Origin of the sequence: Amycolatopsis sp. NBC_00348, from assembly GCF_036114655.1 — a bacterium.
In the GTDB taxonomy this organism is placed as follows: domain Bacteria; phylum Actinomycetota; class Actinomycetes; order Mycobacteriales; family Pseudonocardiaceae; genus Amycolatopsis.
Map to the genome: position 1 here is coordinate 8,976,167 of NZ_CP107994.1, position 21,560 is coordinate 8,997,726.

Annotated in this window: 23 protein-coding genes; 12 read left to right on the forward strand and 11 right to left on the reverse strand. The window is 69.2% G+C overall.

What is annotated here, in order from left to right; genetic code table 11:
* Positions 1-2: 2 nt before the first annotated feature.
* Positions 3-1,574, forward strand: coding sequence for an NADH-quinone oxidoreductase subunit NuoN (gene nuoN, locus OHS58_RS40250; RefSeq protein ID WP_326945927.1), 1,572 nt, complete (start codon positions 3-5; stop codon positions 1,572-1,574).
* A gap of 59 nt (positions 1,575-1,633) precedes the next feature.
* Here the strand turns inward: nuoN and OHS58_RS40255 are convergent, their stop codons facing one another.
* The 5 genes from OHS58_RS40255 to OHS58_RS40275 all read right to left on the reverse strand — a co-directional run bounded on the left by OHS58_RS40255 (position 1,634) and on the right by OHS58_RS40275 (position 5,563).
* The gene (locus OHS58_RS40255; RefSeq protein WP_328645850.1) at positions 1,634-2,359 is read right to left on the reverse strand and encodes an ESX secretion-associated protein EspG; all 726 of its coding nucleotides are present in this window, start codon (positions 2,357-2,359) and stop codon (positions 1,634-1,636) included.
* 21 nt (positions 2,360-2,380) lie between these two features.
* A complete protein-coding gene (locus OHS58_RS40260) occupies positions 2,381-3,718 on the reverse strand; it encodes a hypothetical protein (RefSeq protein ID WP_328645851.1) in 1,338 nt (445 codons plus the stop codon).
* Positions 3,718-4,305, reverse strand: coding sequence for a DUF3558 domain-containing protein (locus OHS58_RS40265; RefSeq protein WP_328649933.1), 588 nt, complete (start codon positions 4,303-4,305; stop codon positions 3,718-3,720). Before OHS58_RS40265 ends, OHS58_RS40260 begins: the two co-directional genes overlap by 1 nt.
* A 38-nt stretch (positions 4,306-4,343) precedes the next feature.
* A complete protein-coding gene (locus tag OHS58_RS40270; RefSeq protein WP_328645852.1) occupies positions 4,344-4,766 on the reverse strand; it encodes a hypothetical protein in 423 nt (140 codons plus the stop codon).
* Between the two features lie 143 nt (positions 4,767-4,909).
* Positions 4,910-5,563, reverse strand: coding sequence for a hypothetical protein (locus OHS58_RS40275; protein ID WP_326956144.1), 654 nt, complete (start codon positions 5,561-5,563; stop codon positions 4,910-4,912).
* Between the two features lie 180 nt (positions 5,564-5,743).
* Here OHS58_RS40275 and OHS58_RS40280 point away from each other — a divergent pair, with 180 nt between their 5' ends.
* A complete protein-coding gene (locus tag OHS58_RS40280; protein WP_328645853.1) occupies positions 5,744-6,055 on the forward strand; it encodes a DUF6204 family protein in 312 nt (103 codons plus the stop codon).
* Positions 6,056-6,121: 66 nt separating this feature from the next.
* Here the strand turns inward: OHS58_RS40280 and OHS58_RS40285 are convergent, their stop codons facing one another.
* Positions 6,122-7,120, reverse strand: a complete 999-nt coding sequence (locus OHS58_RS40285) for an MFS transporter (RefSeq protein ID WP_328645854.1) — start codon at positions 7,118-7,120, stop codon at positions 6,122-6,124.
* Positions 7,121-7,151: 31 nt separating this feature from the next.
* Between OHS58_RS40285 and OHS58_RS40290 the strand changes: the two genes are divergently transcribed.
* From OHS58_RS40290 to OHS58_RS40300, 3 genes are all read left to right on the forward strand, one after another.
* The gene (locus tag OHS58_RS40290) at positions 7,152-7,775 is read left to right on the forward strand and encodes a LysR substrate-binding domain-containing protein (RefSeq protein ID WP_328645855.1); all 624 of its coding nucleotides are present in this window, start codon (positions 7,152-7,154) and stop codon (positions 7,773-7,775) included.
* Between the two features lie 116 nt (positions 7,776-7,891).
* Positions 7,892-8,944, forward strand: a complete 1,053-nt coding sequence (locus tag OHS58_RS40295; RefSeq protein WP_305879382.1) for a polyprenyl synthetase family protein — start codon at positions 7,892-7,894, stop codon at positions 8,942-8,944.
* A gap of 17 nt (positions 8,945-8,961) precedes the next feature.
* On the forward strand, positions 8,962-10,275 hold the full coding sequence (locus OHS58_RS40300; RefSeq protein ID WP_328645856.1) for a sunset domain-containing protein: 1,314 nt from the start codon (positions 8,962-8,964) through the stop codon (positions 10,273-10,275).
* 55 nt (positions 10,276-10,330) lie between these two features.
* Here OHS58_RS40300 and OHS58_RS40305 read toward each other — a convergent pair whose 3' ends face one another.
* The 4 genes from OHS58_RS40305 to OHS58_RS40320 all read right to left on the reverse strand — a co-directional run bounded on the left by OHS58_RS40305 (position 10,331) and on the right by OHS58_RS40320 (position 14,788).
* Positions 10,331-10,660, reverse strand: a complete 330-nt coding sequence (locus OHS58_RS40305) for a VOC family protein (RefSeq protein WP_326945937.1) — start codon at positions 10,658-10,660, stop codon at positions 10,331-10,333.
* 113 nt (positions 10,661-10,773) lie between these two features.
* Positions 10,774-11,838: a 2-oxoacid:ferredoxin oxidoreductase subunit beta gene (locus OHS58_RS40310; RefSeq protein ID WP_247060376.1), complete on the reverse strand. Its 1,065-nt coding sequence runs from the start codon at positions 11,836-11,838 to the stop codon at positions 10,774-10,776.
* Positions 11,835-13,760, reverse strand: a complete 1,926-nt coding sequence (locus tag OHS58_RS40315; RefSeq protein WP_326956136.1) for a 2-oxoacid:acceptor oxidoreductase subunit alpha — start codon at positions 13,758-13,760, stop codon at positions 11,835-11,837. The genes OHS58_RS40310 and OHS58_RS40315 overlap by 4 nt, the downstream gene beginning before the upstream one ends.
* A 263-nt stretch (positions 13,761-14,023) precedes the next feature.
* Complete coding sequence (locus OHS58_RS40320) at positions 14,024-14,788, reverse strand: enoyl-CoA hydratase (protein WP_328645857.1); 765 nt, start codon at positions 14,786-14,788, stop codon at positions 14,024-14,026.
* A 54-nt stretch (positions 14,789-14,842) separates the two neighbouring features.
* On the opposite strand from OHS58_RS40320, the gene OHS58_RS40325 reads away from it, so the two are divergent.
* Positions 14,843-15,226 carry a hypothetical protein gene (locus OHS58_RS40325; RefSeq protein ID WP_328645858.1) on the forward strand — a complete coding sequence of 128 codons (384 nt, stop codon included), beginning with the start codon at positions 14,843-14,845 and terminating at the stop codon, positions 15,224-15,226.
* 186 nt (positions 15,227-15,412) lie between these two features.
* On the opposite strand, the gene OHS58_RS40330 is transcribed toward OHS58_RS40325, so the two are convergent.
* Entirely contained in the window at positions 15,413-15,859 is a 447-nt protein-coding gene (locus OHS58_RS40330) for an Lrp/AsnC family transcriptional regulator (protein ID WP_247015250.1), read from the reverse strand.
* Between the two features lie 74 nt (positions 15,860-15,933).
* Between OHS58_RS40330 and ddaH the strand changes: the two genes are divergently transcribed.
* The 6 genes from ddaH to OHS58_RS40360 all read left to right on the forward strand — a co-directional run bounded on the left by ddaH (position 15,934) and on the right by OHS58_RS40360 (position 21,502).
* On the forward strand, positions 15,934-16,785 hold the full coding sequence (ddaH, locus tag OHS58_RS40335; RefSeq protein WP_247060380.1) for a dimethylargininase: 852 nt from the start codon (positions 15,934-15,936) through the stop codon (positions 16,783-16,785).
* A 108-nt stretch (positions 16,786-16,893) separates the two neighbouring features.
* The gene (locus OHS58_RS40340; RefSeq protein WP_328649934.1) at positions 16,894-17,523 is read left to right on the forward strand and encodes a polysaccharide deacetylase family protein; all 630 of its coding nucleotides are present in this window, start codon (positions 16,894-16,896) and stop codon (positions 17,521-17,523) included.
* A gap of 211 nt (positions 17,524-17,734) precedes the next feature.
* Positions 17,735-18,454 carry a glycoside hydrolase family 75 protein gene (locus tag OHS58_RS40345; RefSeq protein WP_326945943.1) on the forward strand — a complete coding sequence of 240 codons (720 nt, stop codon included), beginning with the start codon at positions 17,735-17,737 and terminating at the stop codon, positions 18,452-18,454.
* Positions 18,455-18,529: 75 nt separating this feature from the next.
* Complete coding sequence (locus OHS58_RS40350) at positions 18,530-18,802, forward strand: helix-hairpin-helix domain-containing protein (protein WP_326945944.1); 273 nt, start codon at positions 18,530-18,532, stop codon at positions 18,800-18,802.
* A gap of 197 nt (positions 18,803-18,999) precedes the next feature.
* Entirely contained in the window at positions 19,000-20,316 is a 1,317-nt protein-coding gene (locus OHS58_RS40355) for a nucleotide sugar dehydrogenase (RefSeq protein ID WP_247060383.1), read from the forward strand.
* Between the two features lie 43 nt (positions 20,317-20,359).
* The gene (locus OHS58_RS40360) at positions 20,360-21,502 is read left to right on the forward strand and encodes a glycosyltransferase family 4 protein (protein WP_326945946.1); all 1,143 of its coding nucleotides are present in this window, start codon (positions 20,360-20,362) and stop codon (positions 21,500-21,502) included.
* The last annotated feature ends 58 nt before the right edge of the window (positions 21,503-21,560 follow it).

Sequence of the window (21,560 nt, forward strand, 5' to 3'; positions counted from 1 at the left end):
CCGTGCTCGACATCCTCCTGACCCAGGCGCCGGAACCACCGATCGCGACGCCGTCGGTCGACTACAACGCCGTGCTGCCGGTGCTGATCATCTTCGGCGCGGCCTGCCTCAGCGTGCTGGTGGAAGCGTTTGCCTCGAAGCGCTCGCGGTTCGGCACGCAGGTCGGGCTGAGCCTGGTGGCGATCCTCGCGGCCGGCGGCTGGCTGATCAAGTACGCGCTCACCGACGCGCCCGCGGGCGGCGTCAAGACGTTCAGCGGCGCGATCTCGATCGACAAGCCGGCGCTGTTCCTCTGGGGCACGCTGCTGGCCCTGGCGGTCGGCGCGGTGCTGCTGATCTCGGACCGCGTCGTCGAGCCGGGCGGCGCGCTGGTCGCGCAGGCCGGCATCCGCCCGGGCACGGTCCAGGACCGCGCGCAGACGGCGACGACCATGCAGACCGAGGTCTTCCCGCTGACGCTGTTCGCGCTCGGCGGCATGATGGCGTTCACCGCGTCGAACGACCTGCTGACGATGTTCATCGCGCTGGAAGTGCTGTCCCTGCCGCTGTACCTGATGTGCGGCCTGGCCCGGCGTCGGCGGTTGCTGTCGCAGGAGTCGGCGGTCAAGTACTTCCTGCTCGGCGCGTTCTCCTCGGCGTTCTTCCTCTACGGCCTCGCGCTGCTCTACGGCTACGCGAACTCCGTGAAGCTGGGCGACATCGCCGCCGCGGCGGCCGGTTCGGACCGCTCGGACACGCTGCTGTTCGCCGGCCTCGGCCTGCTGGTCGTCGGCCTGCTGTTCAAGGGTTCGGTCGGCCCGTTCCACACCTGGACCCCGGACGTCTACCAGGGCGCGCCGACCCCGGTCACGGCGTTCATGGCGGCGTGCACGAAGGTCGCCGCGTTCGGCGGGATCCTGCGGGTGCTGTCGGTGGCGTTCGGCTCCACGAGCTGGGAGTGGCGCGGCGTGCTCTGGGGCGTCGCGATCATCTCGATGCTGATCGGCGCGGTGCTGGGCCTGACCCAGACCGACGTCAAGCGCATGATCGCGTACTCGTCGATCGCGCACGCGGGCTTCCTGCTCATCGGCGCGATCTCGATCACCGAGAACGGCCTGTCGAGCACGCTGTTCTACCTGCTGTCGTACGGCTTCACGACGCTGGCGGCGTTCGGCGTGATCAGCCTGGTCCGCGACTCGTCCGGCGAGGCGACGCACCTCTCGGCGTGGGCGGGCCTGGCGAAACGGTCGCCACTGGTGGCCGCGGTGTTCACGTTCCTGTTGCTGGCGCTGGCGGGCATCCCGTTGACGTCGGGCTTCGTCGGCAAGTTCGTCGTGTTCTCGGCGGCGCTGTCCGACGGAATGGCCCCGCTGGTGGTCATCGCCCTGGTGTTCAGCGCGGTGGCGGCGTTCTTCTACCTGCGCGTGATCGTCCTGATGTACTTCTCCGAGCCGGCCGCGGACGGCCCCACGGTGACGATCCCGGGCTTCGGCACCGGAACGGCGATCTTCCTGGGCACGGCGGTGACGCTGGTCCTGGGCCTGGTCCCGGCATTCGCCCTCTCATGGGCGGGCGCGGGCGGCTTCGCTTCCTGAGTTGTTCTTCTGCCTTCTGCCAGGGCCGTCACTCTCTCTTTGAGGGGGTGGCGGCCCTTTCAGTTGTCCAGAAGTGCTGCAACCTTCCGCCCCAGCACGACGGGATCCCCGGGCATGACGCTGATGAACTGATCGGCCACCCCGATCCCAACCCGCCCGGCATCGACGTCGAGGTAGCCGAAAGAGCCGTCAGCTTCGACGCGAAGCCCCTCTTCCCGCTTGGCGGCGTAGAACTGCCCGATCCCGCTGTGCTTCTGTTTCACGAGCTCATCGAGCTTCTGCGCGGCCCGGCTGCGGCCTGGGGCGTCGTCGAACACCTCGCTGCCGGGCTGGTCCCGAAAGTCTTGCTGCGACAGGGAAAACGGCTTGATGTCCGCGGCCGCGCAGGGCGGCAGGTTCGCGATGAGCGCGTCAACGGGGTGGGTATCGGGCGAGACACCCCGGAGCCAGACGCGCTCACCCTGACAGAGCGCGGTGACGGCGGTCCGCCCTTGCACGGCGACAAGGACCCCGATCTGTTCCCGCTGGTCCCGCGCGTAGGCGAAGAACTCGACCGCGGGCCGGTCGAGCAGGTGCAGGAGATCGTCGAACTCGGGTGTGAAGCCGTCGCCCTGGGTGAAGCCGTACTCGGAGAGCTCTTCAAAGGCCCGGCGATCAGTGTGTTCCCTGATGGACGGCGGAATGTAGCGCAACCCACCGGCGAAGACCGGATGCGGATCCCCGCAGCCCGCGGTGCGCATGGCCGTGAGCAGGTTGCCGAGAGACAGTTCGGCCTTGAGCACCACGTGCTTCGTTCCTCCAGGCGCCTACGACTTGGGCCGGCTTTCCCCGATCACGGGCGGCATGGGCTTCTCGGTGAATCCACCGAAGGTCTCGTCGGGATCGGGATTCTTCAGGTAGGGAGCGGACTTCTTCTCTTTGTCGTCATCTTTCACCCCACGCCCGCCGGCGGGGGAGCCCATGGGCAAGCCATTGGCACCGCGAGTGCCAGCCGCACCGCGGACGGCGGGTTGGCCGGGCGGGCGTTCTTCAGGAACCCGGGCGCCGGAGCCGGGACCGCGTTGGGTGACCCCGCCGGTGTTCGGGCCACCGTTCCGGTAGCCGCCGGTGCCGGGCCCGCTGCCGGTCCCGGGGGTCCCGGTGCGGTACCCACCGAGGTTGCCTGGCCCGCTTCCGGTCCTTGATCCGGTGCCGGTGCCGGTCCCTGCCCCGAACCCGCCGGTGCCTGGCCCAAAGCCGCCAGCCCCGCTGTCACCACCGTACAGCTGGTTCCCCGACCCACCGCCGAGATTGCCAAGGGACTGCCCGGTAGGCCCGAACTGATACCCGCCACCCTGAGCAGCAGGCGGAACGTAGCTGTTGGCATGAGTGGTATCGAAGGCACCATTCCCAGGAGGGGCCTGCCCCGGAACCTGATATGCCCCTTGCCCTTGATCACGCCCAGACTGGACGTCCTGGCCGTAGACGTCCTGATTCCGCCCGGCCGAGACGTCCCGATCCTGCCCGAAAACCTCGGTCTGCCCAGGATTACGAGCCCACTCACCAGCATCGGTAGCGGTAGCGGTCCGCCCGGTAGTGGTCTTACCGTGAGTATCCTGCCCCGGAGTAGCCAAGGAAATAGGAGCACCGGAGTCATTAATCTGCGCGTACTGGGAAGGCATCAGCCCACCATTGGAGGCACTGGCGGAGTGATAAGCCCCAAAAGCCTCGATGTTCCCCTGACTATCAGCCTGCCATCCGGAAACCTTGGAGTTGTAGGACTGCCCATCCCCAGTGAGAACATTGTAGAGATCCCCAGAATTCATCTCAGGCGGCCGAGGCGCAACAGGCTTGACGGAATACTTGGCAGTCCCAAAAGCATCCATCTGAGCACCAACGGCAGTCCGAGCAGTCTCGAGATGAACAGCATCATCAGCAGCAGCTTGAACAAGGGGAAGCGTGGCATCAGCAGCAGAGTCCCCAGCGCCGCCTTGCCACCCACCCATGGTCTTGGCCCGCAGAGCACTGATCCGCTGAGCCCGCTCAACCATCCTGGTGGTCAACTGCTCTGTGCTGGTCTGGGCAATGCCCAGTGACTCGATGCCACGTCCGCCGGTGATCTGTTCATAGATCTGGGCCGCTGTCAGAGGGCCTTCGCTGACCATCAGTTCGCTCCACGCAGGTTGCTGAGCACATTCGCCGCTACCTCGTGGGCGGCCGTACAGGGGTCTTTCTTGCCGATGTTTGCTTCTGACAAAGAGATAGCGATGTCGACCTGTTGCGTGTCACTCGTTCCCAAGGCGACCAGACAGCGCCCCTTTGTGTTTCGTTCGTCGGTCGTGCCGAACGCGACAGTCGGATACCCGTCGATCGAGTCGAGCGGCTGAAAGAATCGGTAAGTGTTGTCTTTCGCCTGGTAGATCCCAGTCAAACCCAGCTGGGTGGTCTTGAAGAAGGTCACCCCGACGCCGGCTTGCGAGACGGTCGGCACGTTCCAGTGGCACGTCGGGCCGGCTTCGTCGTCGACAGCTGGATTGATCGTGACGTCCGGCCCCAAAAGCTCTTTGCTTTGCGCCTGAGTCAAGGAGTCACACGGAGCTTGTTGGAAGCGGCTGACATCGATCGGAATGTCGACCTTCGGCACCCCTTGGCCGGGCAGGTCGTTGCCCGTCGAAGGGGTGCTTGTTGACACACTGCCTGATCCTGAGGGGGATGCAGTGCCCGTTGTCTCACTTGAGCAGGCAGTCAACATCAGCAAGGCCGCGCCGAACAAAACCAGCGTTCGCCGAGTCACAGAGTGCCTCCGGTTCGCTTGATCTCCAAGCTGTGCGTGTCTTCGATCGCGGCGTACTTGCCCAATGCGGTCTCGAACTTCTTCGCCATCGCCCGGCAGTATCTTTCCCGCTCGTCGAGCGTCTCCATCAAGGCCCGGCCGGAGCCTCGTATCTGATCGGCGTTGCCCTCGCTCGCGTACTCGACTCCCGGGCCTTGGGCCTGTGCCAGCATCTCCGCACGTTGTTGGTCATCGCGGAAATCGTTGGCGAGGTCGTTCCAGTCCTTCATCAGTTCCCGGAGGGTCTCGACGTCGTACTGGAACCCCGCCCCACCCCCGCCGGAACCCGAGCCAGGACCGGAGCCGTACGAGCCCGCGTGGGGGGTTCCGTTCGGCCCCGGTAGCTGCCAGTCCTTGCTCGGGTCGTAGACCTCACCCACGGCCCAACACCACAAACGCCACGTCAGCTCTCCCCTAGCTTGCACAGTGCTTCACCCCGAGCACCCTGCGTATCCGACGGCTCGAACCCTACCAGGGTTCCCCATCGGCGCAGCCAGGCAAGAAACTCCAGCTCAGAGGGGGCCTACGGCGTCGGCGCGCAGGATGTGTGGCCCAGGATCACCTGGCCCGTCATGCCCGATGCCGGGAGGAAGTTGATGCGCAGCATCGTCAAGCCGATGCTGCCGTCGCCCGGGAGGTTCTGGATGTTGAACACCGCGTTCGCCAGCACCGTTCCGTTCGACTTCTTGAGCGGCACCACATACCCCACCGGGACCGGGTTCGGCGGGTTCGTGATTCCGCTCATGCCGCCGTACGTCCAGCCGGCGTTCGTCTGGGTGTGCGTAGCCGTGCAGGTCACCTTGAACGTCGACAGCTTGATCCGCGGGCCGCCCGCGCTCACCAGTGCCGACAGCTCGAAGTTCTTGCCCGTCGCCGTGGACGTCGTTGTCGTGGCGGACGTCTTCGGGTCCGTCACCGTCGTCGCGCAGGACGAGGTGCCGCCGCCGAACGTGATTCCGTTCTTCGACACCGTCTGGGCCGTCGCTGTCTTCGGGCCGCTCACCGAACACTGGCCCTGCACCGGCACCTTGATCGTCGCGTCACCCTTCGTGAACTCGGCGGAGCCGATCTGGGCCACGCCCGGCTGCGGCGCGGCCTGCGCCGGGACGCCCACGGCGAGTCCGGCCACCAACAGCGTTCCAGCGAGCCCCGCCCGCCTCGCGATTGTGCTGCGCATGTCGCTGCCTCCTTGCTGACCGGGAGAGCTGTCGGGTTCGGCAGTTCTTCCACGTCGTGAATATCCGCCTGTCCGACGCGTCCGTTGCGCCCGAAACCGCTGATCACCCCTTCGTGGATCATGAACCACCCGGTGGATAATCCTTTCGGTATCCGGATACAGCTCTGTATATTGACGCTCATGCCGACCTACCGCGTCCTCGTCCGGGGCAAGTTCGACCGGCCCGCGCAGGCCGTCCGCGAAAAGCTGCTCGCCCGCCTGACCTCGGACGACGTCGCCGGGCCGGTCTTCAGCGCCGAAGGCTCGCTCACCTACAGTCACCACCTTGGCGGCTTCAGCTTCCGCGTCCAGGTCGACGTCGCATCGGGTGACGACGCCCACGACCAGGCCGAGCTGATGGTCATGGAGCTGTTCGAGCGTGAGGGCTACCCGTACCACGACCTGGTCGTCAGCTCGACCTGCCTGGACGACGTCAAGATCCGGCGCCGCTGACCCGCGTCGTCACCACGACGGCGCCGGTCAGCACCGTGCCCGCCAGCGCGCTGCCCAGTTCGCGGGTCATGCCCTGCAGGCCCGAGCCGACGCCGGCGCGTTCGTGGGGCAGCCCGCCGCGAGCACCACCGTGGCCGAGGCGTACCACGGATACGGCGTCGCACTGTCCGCCGTGGACAGTGCCGCCAGGCCGAGCGCGACGATCACCAAGCCGGACGCCGTGAGCAGGCGGGGCCGGACGCGGCCGGCCAGTGCCACCGTCACGCGCGGGCCGAAGAACAGCGTCACGGCCATCGGGAGCAACGCCAGGCCCGCCAGGAACGGCGAGAAACCCTTGCTGTGCTGCAGGTACTGGCCGTTGAGGTAGAACATCCCGACGAACGTCGCGACCAGCGCGAGGCAGTGCGCGCGCAACGCCGGGATCGCGAACAGCCGCGGGTCGAGCATCGGGTGCGTGATCGGCAGTTCGACCACCACCACGCGCCGAGCAGGAGCGCGGCCGCGGCGAACGCGCCCAGCGCCGGCGCTCGCCCAGCCCGCCGACGGCTCCGACGTGATGCCCAGCAGCAGCGCCACCACGCCAGCCGTGAACAGCAGCGCGATCGGCCGCGGGTGGACCGGCGTGCGCGGCACGAACAGTCCACAAAGGATCAGGACGGCCAGCGCCGGCGGTGCGACGCCGAAGAACAACGCCCGCCACGAGCCCGTCTGCAGCAGCGCGCCGCCGCCGCCGACCAGGATGGCCAGGCTCGCCGGCATCACCGCGGCCGCGCCGACGTCGCTCAGCACGCGGCCAGCCAGCACCAGCGTGACGTCGTTCGCGCACCCGGACAGCAGTGCGCCCGCGGTGAAGACGCCGAGCCCGGTCAGCAGGATTCCCTTGCGGCCGAAACGATCCGCGGCCGCGCCCGCCGGGATCAGCAGACAGGCGAAGACGACGACGTAGCTGTCGACGACCCACGGCAGCGCCGTCGGCGACGGGTGCAGCGGGCTCGCCGACAGCAGCGGCACGGCCAGGTTGATCGCCGCGACCATGCCGACGACCGTGACGACGCACAGCGCCATCAGTGTCGTGAGTACTGCGTCCAGTGCAATCTTGACAACTAAGCTTTGCGTCGAACGCCTGGTCGAACGCGCTCGCGGCATGCTCCGCAACTCCGGCGAGTTCGACCTCGCGACGCTGCAGCGGACGTTCGTCCTTCGCGCCAACGACTCCCTGGTCAGCCAGCTCGGCCCCGGCCTGATCGCGGCGGCCCGCGCCGCCGCGCCCGGGGTGCGGCTGCGGTTCGTCGCGGAGGGCGAGGAGGACGTCCAGCCGCTGCGTGACGGCCGGATCGACCTTGACCTGGGGATGATCGACCTGCCGGACTCCGAGATCGTCGTCGAACAGCGGCTCGCCGCGCAGCCGCACCTCGTGATCTCCCGCCGCGGCCGCACCGAAGCGCCGTTCGACGCCGTGCTCGCCGAGCGCGGGCTGAGCCGCGACGTCGTGGCCGTCGTCCCGACGCCGACGGCCGCGTTGAACATGGTCCTGGCCTCGGACCTGGTCTGCCTGACGACCAGCGGCTTCGCGGCCCGCGTGACCGACGTGCGGCCGCTCCCGGTACCCGCCGACCTGCCCCTCCGGCCGATGGCGCAGGCGTGGCACCCGCGCTTCGCGAAGGACCCCGGTCACCGGTGGTTGCGCGCTCGGGTGCGCGACGCGGCCCCGACCGGCTGACGATGTCATGTTCGTCACCGTTTCCGCTGGACAGCGGGTAAACGGTGGCGCGGGGTAGCCACTACGCTCAGGGGAGAACCCGACCGGTGCACGAGTAGAGCGGAGCCGACGTGTCTGTGCCTTCCCCAGCCCCCGGGGCGGGATCCCTCCCCGCTGCGCCGGGTGGCGCCCTCGAGGACCTGCGCGCGTCGGTCGGCCTGCAGATCGCCGACGAAGCCCTGCTGCGCGCGATCGCCGCCGGGCTGGCCGACGTCGAGAAGCTGCTCCGCGACGTCGTCAGCAGCGACGTCCAGGCCGTCCACGACGCGGCGCTGCACCTGGTCGAGGCCGGGGGCAAACGCTTCCGTCCGCTGTTCACGCTGCTGTCCGCGCAGTTCGGGCCGAAGCAGGACGACCACGTCGTGATCGCCGCCGCCGCGGTCGAGCTGGTGCACCTGGCCACGCTCTACCACGACGACGTCATGGACGAGGCGGACATGCGCCGCGGCGCCGAGAGCGTCAACGCGCGCTGGGACAACACGATCGCCATCCTGACCGGCGACTTCCTCTTCGCCCACGCCTCGCGGCTGGTCGCCGACCTCGGCACGGACGCGGCGCGGATCATCGCCGAGACCTTCGGCGAGCTGGTCACCGGCCAGATGCGCGAGACCGTCGGCCCCGGACCGGGTGACGACGCGGTGGCGCACTACCTGACCGTGATCGCCCAGAAGACCGGCTCGCTGATCGCGACGTCCGGCCGCTTCGGCGGGATGATGTCCGGCGCCCCGGACGAGTACATCGAGGCGCTGCGCCGGTTCGGCGACATCATCGGCACAGCGTTCCAGATCTCCGACGACATCATCGACATCGCGTCGCCGTCCGACGAGCTCGGCAAGGCGCAGGGCACGGACCTGCGCGAAGGCGTCCGCACGTTGCCGATGCTGTACGCGCTGGCCGACCCCGGGACCGATCCCCGGCTGGTCGAGCTGCTGTCCGGCCCGATCGCCGACGACGACCTGGTCGAGGAGGCGCTGGCGCTGCTGCGGGTCAGTAGTGGACTCGAACGCGCACGCGTCACCCTTTCCGACTACGCTCAGCGCGCGCGTGCCGAGCTCACCGCGCTGCCCGCGTCACCCGCTCGTGACGCGTGCGAGTCGGTTGCCGCTTACCTGGTAGCGCGCACGCACTGAACTAGGGGCAGGGATAGATGTCCATTTTCGGACAGGTTTGGCTGTGGAGCCTGGCGGCTTTCTTCGTCGGGGCACTGCTCACCTGGCTGGTGCTGGTGCTACCGCTTCGCAAGAGCGTCCGCAAGCTGGAGAGCGCGCTGGCCCAGGCCCACGCCGACGCCGCGCGCACGCCCGCGAACGCCACCGGGCTGGCCACGCCGGGTACTGAGGTCTACACGCGACCGGAGCCGTCCTACGACGAGAGCCGGTACAACGCGAGTCCGTACGAAGAGGCCCGGCCGCAGGAGACGTCGTACCCGGGGACGCTGGTCGCCGCGTCGCCGGTGAACCGCGACGACGTCCACGACGACATCGACGCGGACTTCGCGGAGCTGGACTCGCAGGTGCCGCCGCGGACCCCGCCGGTGGACGACTACCGGCCGGAGCCGGAACCGGAGGACGTCTACCCGGCGTCCGCGACCCAGGTCATGGCGCCGGTCGCGGAACCGGAGCAGGATGACCCGTACCGCGCGGCCGCGTCGGAGTACCTCAGCCCGGAAGACGACGAGCAGTACGAGCCCGCGCCGGCGCTTTCGCAGCTGGAGCACCAGCTCGAGCCGGACACCGGTGGGTCGCTGTTCCAGCCGCCGGCCGCCGCGCACGCGGCGGACCCGGACTGGTTCGACCGCGAGCCGCAGTCGCAGCGCTCGGCGTTCGAGGAGCCGATGGAGCGCACCCGCTACATCGGCGAGCACCCCGGATCGGTCCGCAAGGAAGAGCCCCAGGAAGAGCTCCAGGACGACCTCTCGGACGACTTCGAGGACGAACTCCAGGACGACGAGACGCCGCAGTACGCCTTCGCCGGTGACGAAGCGGCCGGTGGGGACCTGGACGTGCCGCCGGAGACGCCGGCCGAGGCGACGCAGGTGCTGCCGAAGCGCCAGCCGCGCGGTGTGGTGCGGGGCGGTTTCGACTCGCCGCAGCCGATCCAGCCGTCGATGCGCACGGTCGAGCGCCGCGAACCCGAGCTGACCGGCGCGCACAGCGGCTCGCTGTTCGAGCCGTCGGTGCAGCCGAACCAGACGGCCGTCGGCGTTGCGCCGGACGCCCCGCCGCCCCCGCCCGCCCGCGAGTCGGCCGAGGACTCCGTCCCGCCCGGCCCGTTCGGCCCCGGTTCGGCGATGCCGCGGCCCGGCGGTGGCCGGCCCAGCGACGGCTTCGAGGTGAAGGCGAGCGTCACGGCCTTGCGGTACTGCACCGACGAGTCCGAGCAGTTCCCGCGGATGGTGGCCGAGGTCTGGTTCCGCACCGCCGAGGACGCCGAGCGCGTCGGGTTCCGCCCGCTCACCTGAGTTCCTGATCCGTGAAGGCCGTCTCGCGAACCCGCGAGACGGCCTTCACGGCGTTTCAGGCCGCCTGGAACAGGACCAGCGCGGCGCCGCCGGGATCAGTGACGACGACCAGCGAGCCGAACGGCAGATCCGTGCGCTCGCGCACGACCCGGCCGCCCAGCGCCACGGCCTTCGCCGCGGCGTCGTCCACATCGGACACCGGCGCGTAGGGCAGCCACTGCGGCGCGCGGTCGTCGTCCGGCGCGAGTTCGGTGAGGCCGCCCCACGGAGCTCCGTCCGCGGTGAACAGCGGTCCGCCGGACTCCCAGCCCAGCAGGTCGGCGAAGAACTTCTTGGTGCCGTCCACGTCGGACGTGCGGACGTCGAAGAACACGAAAGGTCGCATGACCTGAAACTTAGGACACGTGTCCTAGCTCTGGCAACCCCCTGATGTCGTGAAGGCCCCCTTCCCGGCATCTTGAGCCGGTAAGGGGGCCTTCACGGACCTTGCAGCAGCGGTTACGCGACCGTCCAGGTGTCCTTGCCGTGGAGCAGGCCCCGCAGGTCCGGCTTGCGGGCCGCACGAGCCTCCTCGACTTGGGCGCGGGCGCCGTCGTCGTAGGTCGGGCGCTCGACCTGGCGGAGGATGCCCGTCGGGACGTGGTTCAGGTTCTGGTCACCGAGCCGGGACAGCGCGAACGCGTACGACGTGTCGGTGATCGCCGGGTCGTGCACGACGATGTCGTCCTCGCCGATGTCGGCGACCTTCGCGACGTCGAGGCCGCCCCAGTCGCTGCGCTTGACGCCGAACTCCTGGTTCGGGCCGAAGCGGATCGGCTCGCCGGCGCGCAGCGGGATCAGCCGGGCGGCGGCCTCGTCGGCGTCCTTGAGGACGTCGAACGCGCCGTCGTTGAAGATCGGGCAGTTCTGGTAGATCTCCACCAGCGCCGACCCGCGGTGCTCCGCCGCGGCCTGCAGGACCTCGGTGAGGCCCTTGCGGTCGGAGTCCATCGCGCGGCCCACGAACGACGCCTCGGCGCCGATCGCCAGCGACAGCGGGTTGAACGGCGTGTCCACCGAACCCATCGGGGACGACTTGGTGACCATGCCCGGCCCCGACGTCGGGGAGTACTGGCCCTTGGTCAGCCCGTAGATCCGGTTGTTGAACAGCAGGATCTTGATGTTCACGTTGCGGCGCAGCGCGTGGATCAGGTGGTTGCCGCCGATGGACAGCGCGTCGCCGTCACCGGTGACGACCCACACGGACAGGTCCGGCCGCGTGGTGGCCAGGCCCGTCGCGATCGCCGGCGCGCGGCCGTGGATCGAGTGCATGCCGTAGGTGTTGAGGTAGTACGGGAACCGCGACGAGCAGCCGATCCCTGAGACGAACACGATGTTCTCGCGCTTGAGGCCGAGGGTCGGCAGGAAGGACTGGACCGCGTTGAGCACGACGTAGTCGCCGCAGCCGGGACACCAGCGGACCTCCTGGTCCGACTTGTAGTCCTTGGCCTTCTGCGGTTCGTCGGTGGTGGGGACGAGATCCAGCCCGCCGGTGGTGGGCAGTCCCAGGTCTATCGCGGTCACTTCACGGCCTCCGTAGCAATGCCGGTGATGATCTCCGAGAACAGGTTCTGCAGCTCTTCGGCCTTGAACGCCATCCCGGCGACCTTGGTGTGCGAATGGACGTCCACCAGGTACTTCGCGCGCAGCAGCAGGGAGAGCTGACCGAGGTTCATCTCCGGCACGACGACCTTGTCGTAGGCGCGCAGGACGTCGCCGAGGTTGGCCGGCAGCGGGTTCAGGTGCCGCAGGTGGGCCTGGGCGATCGGCATGCCGAGCTTGCGCACCCGGCGGCACGCGGCGCCGATCGGGCCGAAGCTGGAGCCCCAGCCGAGCGCGAGCACCCGGGCCTTGCCGCCGCTCGGGTCGTCGACCACGACGTCGGGGACGTCGATGCCGTCGATCTTCGCCTGCCGCAGCCGGACCATCTTGTCGTGGTTGTCCGGGTCGTAGGAGATGTGCCCGGTCCGGTCGGCCTTCTCCAGCCCGCCGATGCGGTGCTGCAGGCCGGGCGTGCCCGGGATCGCCCACGCGCGGGCGAGCGTCTCGGGGTCGCGGACGTAGGGCCAGAACTCGCCGGAGTCGTTGTCCGAGTTGGGTTCGGTCGCGAACTCGACGCGCAGGTCTGGCAGCGTCTCGACGTCCGGGATCAGCCACGGCTCGGAGCCGTTCGCGATCGCGCCGTCCGAGAGCAGCAGCACCGGCGTGCGGTACTTCAGCGCGATCCGGGTGGCCTCGACGGCCGCGTCGAAGCAGTCCGCCGGCGACAGCGGCGCGACGATCGGCACCGGCGACTCGCCGTTGCGGCCGAACATCGCCTGCAGCAGGTCGGCCTGCTCGGTCTTGGTCGGCAGGCCGGTCGACGGGCCACCGCGCTGGACGTCGATGACGACCAGCGGCAGCTCCATCATCACGCCGAGGCCGATGGTCTCGGACTTCAGCGCGACACCCGGGCCGGACGTCGAGGTGACGCCGAGCGCGCCGCCGTAGGACGCGCCCAGTGCGGCGCCGATGCCGGCGATCTCGTCCTCGGCCTGGAAGGTGAGGATGCCGAAGTTCTTGTGCTTGGACAGCTCGTGGAGGATGTCCGACGCCGGGGTGATCGGGTAGGTGCCGAGCAGGATCGGCAGGCCGGACTGCTGCCCGGCGGCCACGAGCCCGTACGCCAGCGCCGTGTTGCCGGTGATCTGCCGGTAGGTGCCCAGCGCCAGCTTCGCCGGGGCGACCTGGAACGTCGTCGCGAACGACTCGGTCGTCTCGCCGTAGTTCCAGCCCGCGCGGAAGGCCAGGATGTTGGCCTCGGCGATGTCCGGCTTCTTCGCGAACTTCTCGCGCAGGAACCGCTCGGTGCCTTCGGTCGGCCGGTGGTACATCCACGACAGCAGGCCGAGGGCGAACATGTTCTTGCAGCGCTCGGCGTCCTTCTTGCCGAGGCCGGTGTCGGCGAGCGCGCCCTGGGTCAGCGTCGACATGGCGACCCGGTGCACCTGGTAGGGCTCGAGCGTGTCGTCGTCCAGCGGGTCGGTGGCGTAGCCGACCTTCGTCAGGTTCCGCTTGATGAAGTCGTCGGTGTTGAGGATGATCGTGCCGCCGCGCGGCACGTCGGCGACGTTCGCCTTGAGCGCGGCGGGGTTCATCGCCACCAGCACGTCCGGCCGGTCGCCGGGCGTGAGGATGTCGTAGTCGGCGAAGTGGACCTGGAACGAGGAGACGCCGGGGATCGTGCCCTGCGGGGCGCGGATCTCGGCGGGGAAGTTCGGCATCGTCGACAGGTCGTTGCCGAACGCGGCCGCTTCGGACGTGAAGCGGTCGCCGGTCAGCTGCATCCCGTCACCCGAGTCGCCCGCGAACCGGATGACCACCCGGTCCAGCTTGCTGATCTCGGTGGGCCTGGTCGCGGCGAGCGAGCCGTGACCAGCGCCGTTGCCGTTCGCACTCGTGCTCATGGGTCAGGGATTCCCTCTCTCCCGACGTTGCGGCCTTCGGTCGCTCTGCCCGGTGTCATGACAGTCGGGACACCAGGCCCTATCACGAGGTTAGCTCGCCCTTGACCACGATGTTCCCAGTGTCCCGAGTCCCGGACGACCTCTTCGCTGCGCTAGTGGTTCTTCTTTGCTGGTCCGACAAATACCTGTAACCGATGGTAACGGTTAACTGTCACGAGGCGTTGTGACGCGCATCTCCCGCGTCACGTCCACGTGGTGAGAACTCACGGGCCGGACCGGATCCGGGCCCGCATCGCCGCCAGCCGCTCGGCGAACTCCGGGGACGCCAGCGACGCCAGCTGCGGCTCGATCTCGACGTCCACGGCGTCGGCGTGCGCGGCCAGCGAGGCGGTTGCCCGCAGGCTGCGCTTGGTGGCCAGCAGGGCCTCGCGCGGCGCGGCGACGGCCGGAGCCGCCAGTTCCCGCGCGGCGGCGAGCAGGTCGTCGTGCCCGCCGTCGACCACGCGCAGCGCCAGCCCGGCGCGCGCGGCCGCCTCGGCGTCCAGGGGCTGCCCGAACAACGTCATGGCGGCGGCCTGCTGCGGGCCGGCCAGCCGCTGCGTCATCCACGTCATCCCGCCGCCGGGGTGCAGGCCCAGGTCCAGGAAACGAGCGACGAACTTCGCGCGCGGCCCGGCCAGCCGGACGTCCGCGGCGAGGGCGAGGTTCAGCCCGGCGCCGACGGCCGCGCCGCCGACCGCCGCGATCGTCGGCAGCGTGCAGCGCGCGACGGAGAGGAAGCCTTCGTAGATGGCGCGCAGGCCGGCCTCGTCGGCCGCGCCCAGCGCGGAGAGGTCGGCCCCGGCGCAGAACGCCGGCGGAGTCCCGGTGACCACGACGGCGTGCACCGACTCGTCCCGCTCCGCGGCCGCGACGGCGTCCGCGAGCTGCGAAGACAGCGCGAGCGTCAGCGCGTTGCGGCTGCCGGGCGCGTCGACGGTCAGCAGGGCGACGCCGCCCGCGTGCTCGCTGACGATGCTGTCGGTCATGGCAGTAAGGGTGGCACGAGGCGGTCGTCGCCTTGCTCGGGTATGACTGGAGGGATGGGGGAACTGGTCGGAGCCCTGGTCCGGGGGTTCATCGTGCTGGCGGGAAACGTCCTGACGATGATCGACACGGCCGAGCTCTTCGGAGCCCGCCGCCGATCGGCGCGCCAGAGGGCGTTGAGCCGAGGCGAGCAGGCGAAGATCCCGTGCGTCCTACGCGACCCGACCCTGACGGACGGCCGAGAGCAGCAGGGCAGGCTCCTCGTGGGGCCGGGCCGCGTCCAGTGGCTGGCCCCGGGACGGCCGCCGGCGCTGTTCGAGCCGGGAGAGCTGACGATGCAGGCGGTGGACGAGCAGGCGATCACGTTCAACGCGGGCCGCACAGAGCTACGTCTGCACCCGGACGAAGCCCCGGCGGTATTCCGAGCCCTGGGCGGCTGAGCTGCCGAAACTGTCGGTACCCGCCGCTACGCTGGAAGACGGGGGGCGCCGCCCCGCGCAATTTCGCGCGACCTGCCTTCGAGCAGCCGGCAGGCGCGGCCAGCGCCGAATCGCCGGGCCCGGCGAACGGCGGGTTTCGGTCAGTGGACGCTTCCGTGATCTTCGCGCCGCCGGCGACCGGCCGCGTCACGCCTCCGGCGTCGGCGGGCGTTCGAGCAGCCGGGACAGCACGACCGTCGACACCGTCCGGTCCACGATCTCCAGCCCGCGCAGCCGCTCCAGCGCCGTCTCCAGGTGGTGGATGTCGGCGGCCCGCAGGTGGACGATCGCGTCCGCCGCGCCCGACACCGTGTACGCCGCGACCACCTCGGGCAGCGGTTCCAGCCGCGCGCGGATGCGCGCCGGGGTGATGTTGCCCTGGCACGTGACCTCGACGAACGCCTCCGTGCCCCAGCCCAGCGCCTCCGGGTCGACGACCGCCGTGAAGCCGCGCAGGATGCCGGTTTCGAGCAGCCGGTCGACCCGTCGTTTGACCGCCGGCGCGGACAGCCCGACGACCTTGCCGATCTCCGCGTAGCTCGATCGGGCGTTCGCCACGAGGCACGAAACGATTCGCTGGTCGATGGTGTTCACACGCAACACTTAGCACAGATACGCGCAGCGAACAGCGATTGATTGCGAGTTTCGGCCTCGCTTACCCTGCTTTCATGCAGGGATCACAGCCCTTGGCCGCTCGCGTACCGACCACCCGCCGATACCTGATGTGCCCACCGCGGTTCTTCGCGGTGGACTACGTGATCAACCCCTGGATGGACCCGACCCAGCCGGTCAGCGCCGACGTCGCCGTCGCGCAGTGGACCGAGCTGCGTGACACCTACCGCCGCCTCGGCCACACCGTCGAGGAGATCGACCCGCAGCCGGGGCTGCCCGACATGGTCTTCGCCGCGAACTCCGGCACGGTCGTCGACGGCCGCGTCCTCGGCTCGCGGTTCCGCGCGCCGCAGCGCACCGCCGAGGCCGAGCACTTCCGCCGCTGGTTCGTCGAACACGGCTACCGCGACATCACCATGCCGGAGAAGATCAACGAGGCCGAGGGCGACTTCGCCTGGACCGGCGGCCTGCTGCTGGCCGGCACCGGTTTTCGCACCGACCCGGCCGCGCACGCCGAGGCGCAGGAGGTCCTCGGCGTCCCGGTCGTCTCGCTGAACCTGGTCGACCCGCGCTACTACCACCTCGACACGGCGTTGTTCGTGCTCGCCGAGGCGACCGACACGACGCGCGCGCAGATCGTCTACTACCCGGCGGCGTTCTCCGCGGGATCACGCCGCGTGCTCGAGCGGCTGTTCCCGGACGCCGTCCTCGCGACCGCCGCCGACGCCGAGTGCTTCGGGTTGAACGGGGTGTCCGACGGCCGGAACGTCGTCCTCCCCGTCGAGGCCACTCGACTGGGTGAACTGCTTGCCGAGCGCGGGTACGAGCCGGTCTACGTCGACATCTCTGAGCTGCGGAAAGCCGGCGGCGGGCCGAAGTGCTGCACGCTGGAAATCAGGAAAGGCTGATTGCCGGAAAAAGGATGTAACTCACCCGTTTGCTTCCGCGATTAATCGGGGTAACAGCTCGACTACTCGCGGTGGCAGGGGGTGGAAGCGGTGGCGGTGAACTTCGCCATGCACGGGATCGGCCGGCCGGCTCGCCAGCTCGAGCCGGGGGAGAACGAACGCTGGGTGACGGTCGAGCAGTTCGACCGCGTCCTCGACGCGGTCGAGGAACGCGCGGACGTCCACCTGACCTTCGACGACGGCAACGAGTCCGACGTCGAGATCGCGCTGCCCCGGCTCGTGGAGCGCGGGCTGACGGCGGAGTTCTTCCCGCTCGCCGGTCGTCTCGGGCAGCGCGGCTACCTCGACCACGACGCCCTGCGCGACCTGGCCCGTGCCGGCATGGAGATCGGCTCGCACGGCTGGGAGCCACGCGACTGGCGCCGGCTCGACGACCGCCACGCGCGCCGGGAACTGACGGACGCCCCGAAGCTGCTGGGCGACCTGTGCGGCCGGCCGGTGCGGCGGTACTCGCTGCCGTTCGGCGCTTACGACCGCCGGGTGCTGGACCGGCTGCGTGAGGCGGGCGCGACACGGGTGTACGCGAGCGACGGCGGCGAGACCAGCCGCGACGGGTGGCTGCAGCCGCGGACGGAACTGCGACACGACCTCGACCAGGAGTGGCTGGACGGCGTGCTGTCCGGCGGCCGCAGGCGGGGACAGTGGATGCGACGGCTGTTTCGACGGGCAGACGGTTAGTCGGTATAACCGTCAGCCCGTCTTCCCGGTGGTCGGAACACGGCCCGGACCGGTTCGCCGCGGCCGTGTCCGGTGAGCAGCGTTTTCGTCAAGTCTCGCCGGATGCTGGGAAATTCTCGTACCTCTGGGTCTTGAACCCGTCACCGTCCGGGGTGCATCCTGTGTGCTCGCCGCCGTAAGGAAAGTTTCCTAACTAAAGGGAGCACCAGGTATGCGGAAACTGATCCTGCTCGCGACCATGGCGCTGGCCGCGGCCGTGATGCCCTCGGCTCTCGCGTCGGCCGCCCCGGCTCCGGCTCAGGCCACCTCGGCGCAGACCGCCGCGGCGCCGGCCGCCGTCGAAGCCGGTCCGACCGCGGCGCAGCTGCTGGCCAAGACGAACAGCTGCACCCAGATCTCCAACGGCAAGTACAAGACGGACGAGGACGTCTCGGCCAAGACGGTCGCCGTCTGTGATGCCAACGGCGCGGTCTTCTGGAAGGCCGACATGGACATCGACTGCGACGGCCAGCGCACGACGCAGTGCAACGAGGACACCGACTGCTGCTACCAGGACGACACGGCGTTCCACCAGTCCGACGGCAAGCCGCTCAGTGCCGCGAAGCTGCCCTACATCGTCGTGCCGAGCTCGAGCAGCATCTGGAAGTACACCTCGTCGCAGCTGAAGGGCGGCGGCTCCTGCGCGGTGATCTACAACGGCAAGATCGAGTACGCGGTCATCGGCGACACCGGCCCGACCCAGATCATCGGCGAAGCCTCCTACGCGACCGCGAAGGATCTCGGCATCAACCCGGACCCGTCCAACGGCGGCACCGACTCCGGTGTGACGTACATCTGCTTCAAGAACTCGACCGTCTCCCCGATCGAGAACCACGCCAATGCGATCAGCAAGGGCGAAAGCCTCGCCACGACTTTCGTGAACAACAACTGACGCACGGCACCGCACGACACAGCCGGGGCCGATCCGTACAAGACACGGGCCGGCCCCGGCTGCTGTGCTGGGTCCATGAGCGAACTGCTGAAGCTGGCCAACATCGGCCCGGCGATGGTCCGCGACCTGACCCGGCTCGGCATCACCGAACCCGCCCAGCTCGCCGGGCGCGACCCGGTTGAACTGTACGAACGCCTCTGCGCCACCGACGGCCGCCGGCACGACCCCTGCGTGCTCGACACCTTCATGTCGGCGGTCGACCAAGCCGACGGCGCGCCGCCCCGGCCGTGGTGGACGTACACCCCGGAACGGAAACGGCTTCTCGGGGATCTTTCCGGGGGCCGCTGACGAGAACTGCGCCGAACGCGTTGCCCGTCCACCTGCAAGATGCAATTCCGGGGCGAATCGAGACGCGATTCTTACCGGAAAACTGTTGCGCCTCACGGCCGTCTCACGCATTACCCCGTTCGCGGCCCTCGCGGTAACGATCCAGGGGGGCTCGCCGACCAACTCATGGGTCGCGTGGGAAAAGCGGAGGTTTTGGCGTGAAGATCAGTGTCTTCGGGCTTGGTTATGTCGGGTGTGTCTCCGCCGCGTGCTTGGCGGGGCAGGGGCACCGGGTGGTCGGCGTGGACGTCAACCCGGTCAAGATCGACCTCATCACCGCGGGCAACGCCCCGGTGGTCGAGGAGCGGATCGGCGAGCTGACCGCCGAAGTCGTCGCGAGCGGGGCGCTGAGAGCCACGACCGACGTCGCGGAAGCCGTCGCCGACAGCGAGATTTCGCTGGTCTGCGTGGGTACGCCGTCGGCGCCGAACGGCAGCCTCTCGACGGTCTACCTCGAGCGCGTCGCCGAGGAGATCGGCGAGGCGCTCGCGAAGAAGACCGAGCGGCACACGGTCGTGTTCCGCAGCACGATGCTGCCCGGCACCTGCCTGGACCTGCTGGTCCCGATCTTGGAGAAGGCCTCGGGCCGCACGGCCGGCGTCGACTTCGGTGTCGCGGTGAACCCCGAGTTCCTGCGCGAGGGCAGCAGCGTCCGCGACTTCTTCGACCCGCCGAAGACGGTGATCGGCGAGTTCGACGCGCTCAGCGGTGACGCCGTCGCGGCGCTCTACGAAGGCCTGCCCGGCGCCGTCTTCCGCGTGCCGATCCCGGTCGCGGAGATGACGAAGTACGCCGACAACTCCTTCCACGGTCTCAAGATCGGGTTCGCGAACGAGCTCGGCTCGATCTGCCGCGCGCTCGGCCTCGACTCGCACCAGGTGATCGACGTCTTCCTCGCCGACACCAAGCTCAACATCAGCCCGGCCTACCTCAAGCCCGGTTTCGCGTTCGGCGGCTCGTGCCTGCCGAAGGACCTGCGCGGGCTGGTCTACGCCGCGCACCGCGCCGACGTGAAGGTGCCGATCCTGTCGCACGTGCTCAGCTCCAACGAAGAGCACCTGCAGCGGGCGTTCGACCTGGTCGCGCGCACCGGCAAGCGCAAGGTCGGGCTGTACGGGCTGTCGTTCAAGCCGGGTACCGACGACCTGCGCGAGTCGCCGCTGGTCGAGCTGGCCGAGAAGCTGCTCGGCAAGGGCTACGACCTGAAGATCTACGACGCGAACGTCAGCCTCTCGCGGCTGATGGGCGCCAACCGCGAGTACATCGAGGGCCGGCTGCCGCACCTCGGTTCGCTGCTCGCCGGGTCCGTCGAAGAAGTCATGGACCACGCCGACGTCGTGATCGTCGGCTGCAAGGACCCGGACGTGCTGGCGGCGCTGCCGCACGGCGGCGACCGGGTGCTGATCGACCTCGTCCGCCTGCCCGACGCCGAGAAGCGTCGCCTTGAAGAGGGATACGCCGGCCTTGCTTGGTAAAACACAGTCTGGTAAAGCGCTCATCCTCGTCGAAAACCTTTCCGTGCCCTTCGACCGGCGCGTCTGGCAGGAGTCCACGACCCTGCGCGACGCCGGCTGGGAGGTGCACGTGATCTGCCCGCAGGGCACGAAACGCGACACCGAGGCCGAAGCCGTCATCGACGGCGTCCACATCCACCGCTACCCGTTGAAGGCCGCGACCGGCGGCCCGGCCGGGTACCTGCAGGAGTACGGCAGCGCGCTGTGGCACACGCTGCGGCTGGCCCGCAAGGTCGGGCCGGTCGACGTCGTGCACGCCTGCAACCCGCCGGACCTGCTGTACCTGGTCGCGAAGGTGCTCAAGCGGCAGGGCGCGAAGTTCATCTTCGACCAGCACGACCTGTGCCCCGAGCTGTACCTGTCGCGCTTCGACCGCGGGCAGGACCTCCTCTACCGCGGGGTCTGCGCGCTGGAGCGTGCCACCTACCGGGCCGCCGACGTCGTCATCTCGACGAACGAGAGCTACAAGCAGGTCGCCCGGATCCGCGGCGGCAAGCGGCCCGAGGACGTCTACGTCGTGCGCAGCGCCCCGGTCGTCGAGCGGTTCCACGAGGTCCCCGTCGAGCCCGAGCTCAAGCAGGGCAAGCCGTACCTGCTGGCCTACCTCGGCGTGATGGGCCCGCAGGACGGGGTCGACTACGCCCTGCGCGCGCTCGCGAAGCTGCGTGACGACGTCGGCCGCACCGACTGGCACGCGGTGTTCGTCGGCTCCGGCGACGCCTTCGACGACATGGTCGCGCTCTCGGCGAAGCTCGGGCTGGCCAACCAGGTCGAGTTCACCGGCCGGATCTCGGACGAGGACCTGGTCCGGTACCTGTCCACCGCCGACGTCTGCCTGTCGCCGGACCCGCTCAACCCGCTCAACGACGTCTCCACGATGAACAAGGTCATGGAGTACATGGCGATGAGCAAGCCGATCGTTTCGTTCGAACTGCGCGAAGCGCGCGTATCGGCCGGCGACGCCGCGGTGTACGCCCCGGCGAACGACGAAGCGGAGTTCGCGGTCCTGGTTTCGCGGCTGCTCGACGACCCCGAGGAGCGGGTCAGGATGGGTAAGCTCGGCCAGGCCCGGGTCGCGGGCCCGCTGTCCTGGGAGAACTCGGCGAAGGCCCTCCTCGCCGCGTACGAGCACGCACTCGGTTCCTGATCGCCGTTCGGTCAAGAAGTCACCGGACGTGTAACCAATGGTCCCGGCCGGACGACGG

What these genes read in the sequence shown, in the direction of transcription:
- OHS58_RS40280 (WP_328645853.1), top strand. Translation starts at nt 5,744, where the DNA reads ATGCCGACCTACCGCGTCCTCGTCCGGGGCAAGTTCGACCGGCCCGCG.
- OHS58_RS40300 (WP_328645856.1), top strand. Translation starts at nt 8,962, where the DNA reads ATGTCCATTTTCGGACAGGTTTGGCTGTGGAGCCTGGCGGCTTTCTTC.
- OHS58_RS40265 (WP_328649933.1), bottom strand. Translation starts at nt 4,305, where the DNA reads ATGTTGACTGCCTGCTCAAGTGAGACAACGGGCACTGCATCCCCCTCA.
- OHS58_RS40315 (WP_326956136.1), bottom strand. Translation starts at nt 13,760, where the DNA reads ATGAGCACGAGTGCGAACGGCAACGGCGCTGGTCACGGCTCGCTCGCC.
- OHS58_RS40285 (WP_328645854.1), bottom strand. Translation starts at nt 7,120, where the DNA reads ATGGCGCTGTGCGTCGTCACGGTCGTCGGCATGGTCGCGGCGATCAAC.
- OHS58_RS40340 (WP_328649934.1), top strand. Translation starts at nt 16,894, where the DNA reads ATGCACGGGATCGGCCGGCCGGCTCGCCAGCTCGAGCCGGGGGAGAAC.
- ddaH (WP_247060380.1), top strand. Translation starts at nt 15,934, where the DNA reads ATGCAGGGATCACAGCCCTTGGCCGCTCGCGTACCGACCACCCGCCGA.
- OHS58_RS40305 (WP_326945937.1), bottom strand. Translation starts at nt 10,660, where the DNA reads ATGCGACCTTTCGTGTTCTTCGACGTCCGCACGTCCGACGTGGACGGC.
- OHS58_RS40320 (WP_328645857.1), bottom strand. Translation starts at nt 14,788, where the DNA reads ATGACCGACAGCATCGTCAGCGAGCACGCGGGCGGCGTCGCCCTGCTG.
- OHS58_RS40260 (WP_328645851.1), bottom strand. Translation starts at nt 3,718, where the DNA reads ATGGTCAGCGAAGGCCCTCTGACAGCGGCCCAGATCTATGAACAGATC.
- OHS58_RS40325 (WP_328645858.1), top strand. Translation starts at nt 14,843, where the DNA reads ATGGGGGAACTGGTCGGAGCCCTGGTCCGGGGGTTCATCGTGCTGGCG.
- OHS58_RS40350 (WP_326945944.1), top strand. Translation starts at nt 18,530, where the DNA reads ATGAGCGAACTGCTGAAGCTGGCCAACATCGGCCCGGCGATGGTCCGC.
- OHS58_RS40275 (WP_326956144.1), bottom strand. Translation starts at nt 5,563, where the DNA reads ATGCGCAGCACAATCGCGAGGCGGGCGGGGCTCGCTGGAACGCTGTTG.
- OHS58_RS40345 (WP_326945943.1), top strand. Translation starts at nt 17,735, where the DNA reads ATGCGGAAACTGATCCTGCTCGCGACCATGGCGCTGGCCGCGGCCGTG.